Consider the following 2,263-nt stretch of genomic DNA (forward strand, 5'->3'; position numbering starts at 1 on the left):
CGGCACCTCTCTCACCCCGTCATCCCCGCGAAGGCGGGGATCCAGAGACTTCAGAGCCATGCATCGGTGAAGCCCTGGATGCCCGCCTCCGCGGGCATGACGGTGGATCGGGTGCGCGGTTTGGGCGATAGCGGGTTTCGAGACGCTTCTTCAAGCCGTCATCCCCGCGAAGGCGGGGATCCAGAGACTTCAGAGCCATCCCGCGGTGAAGCCCTGGATGCCCGCCTTCGCCGGCATGACGGTAGGCGGACCGCGCGGCGTCCCTTCCAAATCCGCGGCGCCTCTTTCATCCCGCTCTCCCGCGAAACCGGGCAGCCAGTCGCATCGGGATCGTCTTCGCCGCGCCGATCCGGACAGCTCCACGCCGCGCCCTGCCATCGGTCATCCCCCCCAATCGGCCATGGTCGGCCCCGGCGCCATCGATAGCATCGTGGCGAGCCTGCCGCAGGCCTGCGCCTGCGCCGGGCCGGATTCCGTTCGCCGCCCCTGACCGAGACCACAGCCGATGCTGACCATCCGCGACCTCACCAAGACCTACGCCAACGGGGTGCGCGCCCTGGACGGCATCTGCCTGGACATCCCGCGCGGCATGTTCGGCCTGCTCGGCCCCAACGGCGCCGGCAAGTCCTCGCTGATGCGCACGCTGGCGACCTTGCAGGAAGCCGACAGCGGCAGCGTCACCCTGGAAACCGACGGCCGCGTGATCGACGTGCTGCGCGAGAAGGACGCGGTGCGCCGGCTGCTGGGCTACCTGCCGCAGGATTTCGGCGTCTATCCCAAGGTCAGCGCGCTGGATCTGCTCGATCATTTCGCCGTGCTCAAGGGTCTGAGCGAACGCAAGCAGCGGCGCGAAACGGTCGAGGCCCTGCTGCACCAGGTCAATCTGTGGAACGTGCGCAAGCAGAAGCTAGGCGGCTTCTCCGGCGGCATGCGCCAGCGCTTCGGCATCGCCCAGGCGCTGCTCGGCGATCCGCGCCTGGTGATCGTCGACGAGCCCACCGCCGGGCTCGATCCCGAGGAGCGCAACCGCTTCCTCAACCTGCTGGCCGAGATCGGCGAGAACGTCGCGGTGATCCTGTCCACCCACATCGTCGAGGACGTCACCGACCTGTGCCCGAGCATGGCCATCGTCAACAAGGGCCGGGTGCTGCTGAGCGGCGAACCGAACGCGGCGATCGCCGCGCTGGCCGGGCAGGTGTGGCGCAAGCAGGTGGCCAAGGCGGAGCTCGACAGCTACGAGACCCGCTTCACCGTGCTGTCCACGCGCCTGGTCGGCGGCCAGCCGGTGATCCATGTGTTCAGTCCGCAGGCGCCGGAGGACGGCTTCGAGCGGGTCGAACCGGGCCTGGAAGACGTGTACTTCCAGCGCCTGCGCCAGCAGGCGCGGGTCGCGGCGTGAGGGCCGGGCGATGATCTACGAATTCTTCCGCTTCGAATTGCGCCAGCAACTGCGCTCGCCGCTGCTGTGGGTGCTGGCGGTGCTGTTCGGCCTGATCGCGTTCGCCGCCGCCAGCAGCGACGCGGTGCAGGTCGGCGGCGGCATCGGCAACATCAACCGCAACGCGCCGACCACGATCGCGACGTTCTTCGGCATCATGAGCCTGCTCAGCCTGCTGGCGATCGCCGCGTTCGTATCCAACGCGCTGCTGCGCGATTTCGAGATGGGCACGGCCGACCTGTTCTTCTCCAGCCCGATGCGCAAGCGCGATTTCCTGATCGGGCGCTTCGCCGGGGCGATGCTGGCCTGCCTGCTGGTCTACGCGATGGTCGCGCTGGGCCTGCTGATCGCGCCGGCGATGCCGTGGATCGATCCCGAGCGCCTGGGGCCGTTCTCGCTGTATCCCTACCTGTGGAGCTTCGCGGTCCTGGTGCTGCCGAACCTGGTGTTCATCGGCGCGCTGCTGGCCCTGCTCGCGGTGACCGGGCGCAGCCTGCTGGTGGTGTACCTGGGCGTGATGGGCTTCTATCTGCTGCAGGCGCTGGCCGGCGCGCTGGTCGGCGATCTGGAGAACGAAGCGCTGGCCTCGCTGCTCGATCCGTTCGGCATGACCGCGTTCGGGCGCGCCACCCGCTACTGGACCGCGCCCGAACTCAACAGCCGCCTGCCCGAGCTGACCGGCTATCTGCTGATCAACCGCGTGCTGTGGGTCGGCATCGGCCTGGCGATGACCGCCGCTGCGTTCGCCTTGTTCAAGCCGCAGCGCACCGGCACCGGCCGCGGTTGGCTGCGGCGCAAGGCCAGGCCCGCGGCGGCGCCGGCCGC

General features: G+C 69.1%; 2 protein-coding genes. Both read left to right on the forward strand.

All coding sequences use genetic code 11. The annotated features are described in order from the left end of the window. Nucleotides 1–505 precede the first annotated feature (505 nt). The gene (locus A7A76_RS15735) at nt 506–1,399 is read left to right on the forward strand and encodes an ABC transporter ATP-binding protein (protein WP_206412070.1); all 894 of its coding nucleotides are present in this window, start codon (nt 506–508) and stop codon (nt 1,397–1,399) included. A 10-nt stretch (nt 1,400–1,409) separates the two neighbouring features. Further along, the coding region (locus tag A7A76_RS15740; protein WP_206412071.1) for an ABC transporter permease at nt 1,410–2,263 on the forward strand (854 nt) is incomplete at its 3' end.

Source organism: Lysobacter enzymogenes, from assembly GCF_017168095.1.
Lineage (GTDB): Bacteria > Pseudomonadota > Gammaproteobacteria > Xanthomonadales > Xanthomonadaceae > Lysobacter > Lysobacter enzymogenes_D.

Bases quoted from the DNA above. Each gene is read 5' to 3' on its own strand.
- A7A76_RS15735 (WP_206412070.1), top strand. From the start codon at position 506: ATGCTGACCATCCGCGACCTCACCAAGACCTACGCCAACGGGGTGCGC.